This is a genomic window from Pseudomonas sp. HMWF021 (genome assembly GCF_003061005.1).
Lineage (GTDB): Bacteria > Pseudomonadota > Gammaproteobacteria > Pseudomonadales > Pseudomonadaceae > Aquipseudomonas.
Genome location: NZ_QAIK01000122.1, coordinates 44074 through 49827 on the forward strand (window position 1 = coordinate 44074; position 5754 = coordinate 49827).

Below are 5754 nucleotides of genomic sequence, written 5' to 3' on the forward strand. Positions count from 1 at the left end.
GCGCTGATCAATCTGCAGTTTCGCCAGCCGCAGCTCGGCGGTCTGGTTCAGACGCTCGAGCAAACGGCCGGACGGCGGCAGCGTGGCGAGGTTTTGCGTGGCGGCTTGCACGTGGGTCGAGGTCGGCAATGGTGCGCCCATGACTTGCGCCAGTTGCTGATAGGCGTTGGCCTGATCGCGCTCGGCACGGCTCACCTCCAGGCGCACTTCCGAGAGCTGCACTTGCGCCCGCGTGCCTTCGACCGGCGACGATTTACCGGCCTCGATGCGCCCCTGAGCAACGCGCACACCGTGCTCGGCCAGTTGTAGCGACTGACGCGACAATTGCAGGCGTTGTTGCGCGGTCTGCGCACTGTTGAACGCCTGGATCACATCGGCGCGCAAGGCATTGCGCTTGCGCTCCAGCTCGATGCCGGCGGCGTCCTGCGCACGGCTGGCAACGTCGATCCGCGCACCACGCTTACCGCCCAGTTCAATCGGCTGGCTGAGCATCACCGTGGTGGTGCGCGAGTTGCGCCGGGTGTCTTCGGCTTCCCACGACACCTCGGGGTTGGGGATCAGGCCAGCCTGCTGACGATCGCCCTCGGCAATGCCGATTTCCCACTGTGCGGCGGCGAGATCCGGGTTGCTGGCTAAGGCGTTTTGCAGCGCTTGATCGAGGGTCAGCGTCGAGGCGCTCGCAAGGCTGGTGCAGGCCAGCAACAGAATGCCGCCGGCTGTTTTTCTCAGGCGTGATCGCGCCTTCAGTTCAATTAAACCGGGCAATGGAAGACTTCCTTTAATTCAGGACTTTCGATGCGGCCACGTTAGGGTTTTGAACTTATCGACAAGGTGACTGGAACATTACAAATCCGTTATCCACGGGTTGGAAAAGTTGTTTTGTTCTAGGATGCGAAGTGCAAAAAGGCTTTGGCGCAATACATGGAAACAAATACTCGGTAGTTATCTGCCGAACAGCACTTGCCTGAACGCAATATCTGTCGGCTGACGCTCTCAGGCTGCGACAGGCTGTCGCGGATGGCCGCTTTAAAGGCCTTGGAGGTTGACCCTGTAGCCACTTCAGCCTTTACCGTGTTCGTCATTCTGTTATTGAACTCCGTCCGGAAACCTTACAAAAACAATAACTTTCCCGGCCACCTTAATTAAATATCCATTAAATAAAAGTGGTGATAGATCATGCGAATCCTTGTCGTCGAGGACGAGCTTAAAGCTGCCGAATACTTGCATCAGGGTTTGACCGAAAGTGGTTATATCGTTGACCACGCCGTCAATGGCGCCGACGGGTTACATCTGGCGCAACAACAGGTGTATGACCTGATCATTCTCGACGTGAACCTGCCGGAACTGGACGGCTGGGGCGTGCTGGAACAACTGCGCCGCACTCATTCCACGCGGGTGATGATGCTCACCGCGCGCGGGCGTCTGGCTGACAAGATCCGTGGGCTTGATCTGGGCGCCGACGACTATCTGGTCAAGCCGTTCGAGTTCCCCGAACTGCTGGCACGGGTGCGCACCCTGATGCGCCGCAGCGAGAACATTCCGCTGCCGCAGGTATTGAAAGTCGCCGACCTGGAACTCGATCCGGGCCGGCATCGGGCGTTTCGTGGCGCGCAGCGCATCGACCTGACCACCAAGGAATTCGCCCTGCTGCACTTGCTGATGCGCCAGTCCGGCGAGGTGCTGACCCGCACGCAGATCATCTCGCTGGTGTGGGACATGAATTTCGATTGCGACACCAACGTGGTCGAAGTGTCGATCCGCCGTCTGCGGGCGAAGATTGATGACCCGTTCGACAACAAGCTGATCCACACCCTGCGCGGTGTCGGCTACGTGCTGGAGGCCCGGGAATGAAGCCCGCCAGCCTGTCGATGCGTCTCGGTTTGACGGTAAGTATTCTCGGCGCGCTGTTGGTGGTGTTTCTGGCGATCCTCGCCTATTTCGCGTTGACCCATGAGCTGAACGCGCTGTCCCGCGACAGCCTGGAAAAGAAGATGGCGCAGGTGGAACACAGCCTGTCGCTGTATGTAGACGCCAGCGAAGTCAGTGGCAAGCCGCACATTCTTCTTGATCAGGTCATGGGCCATGACAACCTGACGCTGACGATTTATGACCGGTCGAACCTGCGTTCGCCGCTGCTCAGGTCCGGCTCAGGACTGAAGGATCCGCGCGCCGAATTACGCGCGGTGCGAGCCACGACCGAGCAGTTGACCTACAGCGACAGCACCGATGACGAGGGCGCGAAGTTCCTCACCGCCTCGCAACTGATTCGGCTCAAGGATGGCAGCAGCGTGCCGGTGCTGTTGTCGATGGACAACGCGCATGATCAAGCCTTGCTCAGCGCTTACCTGCGTTCAACGCTGATCGCCCTGCCGTTGCTGTTGGTGTTCATTGGTCTGACGGCGTGGGGTGCGGTGCAGCGTGGACTGGCGCCGCTGCGCGAGTTTCGCAAAGTGGCGGCTATGGTTTCGACCCAGGATCTGGATCATCGGCTGTCGGTGGTGAACATGCCGCAGGAGCTGAGCGAACTGGCGCAGGGCATCAACTTCATGCTGCATCGGCTGGATGCCGGGGTGCAGCAGTTGTCGCAGTTCTCCGATGATCTCGCCCATGAGTTGCGCACCCCGATCAACAACCTGATGGGCAAGGCGCAGGTGGCCTTGTCCCGCGAGCGCACGACGGAAGAATACAAGGATGTGCTGGTGTCCAGCATCGAGGAACTGGAACGCGTGGCGCGGATTGTTTCCGACATGCTGTTTCTGGCGCAGGTCAGTCATCCGTCGGCGCTGGCACCGTTTGAATCGGTGGCACTGGAGGTTGAAGCGGCGAAAGTGGCGGAGATGTTTTCGCTGTCGGCGCAGGACAAGCAGATTCATTTGAACGTCATTGGCAGCGCATCGGTGTTGGGCGATCGGCTGATGATTCAGCGGGCGATTTCCAATCTGCTGTCCAATGCGCTGCGTCATTGCCCGCATGGCAAAACCATCACCTTGCTGATCGAGCAAGGTGCGACGCAGGCGTCACTGCTGGTGAGCAATCCCGGCGCCGGCATCGAGGCGCAACACCTGCCGCACCTGTTCGACCGCTTCTACCGCGTCGACAGCGCCCGCTCGCGCTCACACGGCAGCACCGGGCTGGGGCTGGCAATCGTGCGCTCGATCATGAGCCTGCATCAGGGGGTAGCGGAGGTGAAGAGCTTGCCGGGCGTCATGACCGTATTCCGCCTCGGTTTTCCCGCGGCGAAAACCATGGCCCCATCGCTTTGAAGAAATTCAAACATGAAGCTGGCATAGACCGATGTCCTGTAGGAGCTGCCGCAGGCTGCGATCTTTTGCTTTGGCCTTTAAGATCAGGATCAAAAGATCGCAGCCTGCGGCAGCTCCTACAGGGGGTCGGGGTGTTTTGGGGTTTTGTGGCACCACTGAAACCTGTGGGAGCTGGCTTGCCAGCGATGGCGGCGGGTCAGGCGGTGTTTTTGTACGATTTTTTACCAACTTGCTCCCATCCCCGTGCAAACGCCGAAACCTCTCGCCGCAACCTCCGTCTCGTCCTACAGCCAGTTTTGAGTAGATAGCTTTATGGTGGAGGCCCTGGCAGATGGAATACCGATGAGAGGAAAAAAATGAACAGGGATATCGTTTGTGAAGGGGCTGAAAAAGTCTACGGATTGGCAGCACTGAAATATTCTGGCTATATTTGTCCAGAATACAGGGGTGAGCTGATGATCATCGTTCCGCTGGCTGAAGCCAAAAACAATTTATCCAAACTCGTCGATGATGCCGCTGCTGGCCAGGTCATCACGATTGCCAAACATGGCCGGGCGATGGCCCGTCTTGTTCCCGTAGGAAAACCCAGTGCTCAACGTATTGGCGCAATGAAAGGCAAACTGGTGTTGCCCGACGATTTCGACTCCCCATTGCCCGATGACATGCTTGATGCATTTGAGGGCACTCGAGCATGAGACTTCTGCTCGACACGCACGTTTTGCTCTGGACGCTCAGTGATGACGCCAGACTGTCCGGCAAAGCCAGAAAACTGATTGAGAACGCCGCCGAAATCTACATCAGCGCTGCCACCTTCTGGGAAATGGCGATCAAGGTCGGGCTCGGCAAGCTGAATATTGATCTGGAAGAAGTCCGCCAATATTGTCTCGACAGTGGTTTTATCGAACTGCCAGTGACTGCGGAGCACGCCATCGCCGTGAAGGATCTTGAGCACCATCATCGCGATCCGTTTGACCGCATTATCGTCGCCACAGCGGTGACCGAACCGATGAAGTTGCTTACGGCGGATGCTCTGGTTGCGCGGTACACCGATCTGGCTGTTCTGGTCTGATCAAGACACATCCAGCACCGTCACACATCAATGCTGGCTGCCAGGCTGCCATCGCTGGCAAGCCACACAGTGAATTCAGATGTACCCGGGCCTGACCCCACGTTTGATAGCTTTGAAGAAATTCAAACATGAACCTGGCATTGACCGATGTCCTGTAGGAGCTGCCGCAGGCTGCGATCTTTAGCTTTGGCCTTTGAAAATCAGGATCAAAAGATCGCAGCCTGCGGCAGCTCCTACAGAGGGTCGGGGTGTTTTGGGTTTTGTGGATAGCACGCAAACCTGTGGGAGCTTGCCTGCAAGCGATGGCGGCGGGTCAGCCGCATCCTTGTTATCTGACCCACCGCCATCGCTGGCAAGCCAGCTCCCACAGTTAATCCAGGTGTATACGGGCCTGACGCCATGCTTGATACCTTTGAAGAAACTCAAGCATGAACCTGGCATAGACCGATGTCCTGTAGGAGCTGCCGCAGGCTGCGATCTTTAGCTTTGGCCTTTGAAAATCAAGATCAAAAGATCGCAGCCTGCGGCAGCTCCTACAGAGGGTCGGGGTGTTTTGGGTTTTGTGGATAGCACGCAAACCTGTGGGAGCTTGCCTGCAAGCGATTACGGTAGATCAGGCAACAAAAAAACGGCACCTTTCGGTGCCGTTCGCTTTTCACATTTCAGCTTTTACTTACGCGCATCCGCCCACGATTTCAGCAGTTCGTTGTAGCTCACGGTCTCGCCCTTCGGCTTCTCGTTGGCCAGTTTCGGTTTCGGTGCGCCGGGTTGGTCAAACCAGTATTGCGCGTCGCGTTCCGGGTTCATTGTCGGGGCACAAACCGCTTGGGCCTTGGAGCGTTCGAGGCGGGTCATGATCGCGTCCTGATCCTTGGCCAGGCCGTCCAGCGCCTGTTGCGGAGTCTTCTCGCCGCTGGCCGCTTCGGCGATGTGGCTCCACCACAATTGCGCCAGGCGTGGATAGTCCGGCACGTTGGTGCCGGTCGGGGTCCATTGCACGCGGGCCGGGCTGCGGTAGAACTCGACCAGGCCACCAAGCTTCGGCGCCAGATCGGTCATCGCCTGCGAGTTGATGTCCGACTCGCGGATCGGCGTCAGGCCGACGATGGTTTTCTTCAGCGACACGGTTTTCGAGGTGACGAACTGCGCGTACAACCACGCCGCGAGCTTCTGTTTCTCAGGCGTGGATTTCATGAACGTCCACGAACCCACATCCTGATACCCGAGCTTCATGCCCTCCTCCCAATACGGCCCGCGCGGCGACGGCGCCATGCGCCATTTCGGCGTGCCATCGGCGTTGACCACCGGCAGGCCCGGTTTGGTCATGTCGGCGGTGAACGCGGTGTACCAGAAGATCTGCTGAGCGATGTTGCCTTGGGACGGCACCGGGCCGGACTCGGAGAAGGTCATGCCCGCCGCTTC

Annotated in this window: 5 protein-coding genes and 1 pseudogene; 4 read left to right on the plus strand and 2 right to left on the minus strand. The window is 58.4% G+C overall.

Annotated features, from left to right (window positions below):
* On the minus strand, positions 1–765 hold a 765-nt coding region (locus DBR18_RS16915), incomplete at its 3' end, for a TolC family protein (RefSeq protein WP_256588761.1).
* Positions 766–1176: 411 nt separating this feature from the next.
* Here DBR18_RS16915 and DBR18_RS16920 point away from each other — a divergent pair.
* The 4 genes from DBR18_RS16920 (at position 1177) to DBR18_RS16935 (ending at position 4332) form a co-directional block, all read left to right on the plus strand.
* Complete coding sequence (locus tag DBR18_RS16920; protein ID WP_108591164.1) at positions 1177–1851, plus strand: heavy metal response regulator transcription factor; 675 nt, start codon at positions 1177–1179, stop codon at positions 1849–1851.
* Positions 1848–3263, plus strand: coding sequence for a heavy metal sensor histidine kinase (locus tag DBR18_RS16925; RefSeq protein WP_108591165.1), 1416 nt, complete (start codon positions 1848–1850; stop codon positions 3261–3263). Before DBR18_RS16920 ends, DBR18_RS16925 begins: the two co-directional genes overlap by 4 nt.
* Before the next feature lie 356 nt (positions 3264–3619).
* Positions 3620–3958, plus strand: coding sequence for a type II toxin-antitoxin system Phd/YefM family antitoxin (locus DBR18_RS16930; protein WP_256588762.1), 339 nt, complete (start codon positions 3620–3622; stop codon positions 3956–3958).
* Positions 3955–4332: a type II toxin-antitoxin system VapC family toxin gene (locus DBR18_RS16935; RefSeq protein ID WP_108591166.1), complete on the plus strand. Its 378-nt coding sequence runs from the start codon at positions 3955–3957 to the stop codon at positions 4330–4332. The genes DBR18_RS16930 and DBR18_RS16935 overlap by 4 nt, the downstream gene beginning before the upstream one ends.
* Before the next feature lie 669 nt (positions 4333–5001).
* Here the strand turns inward: DBR18_RS16935 and DBR18_RS29355 are convergent.
* Positions 5002–5754 (minus strand): annotated as a pseudogene (locus DBR18_RS29355) (ABC transporter substrate-binding protein); the annotation flags it as partial.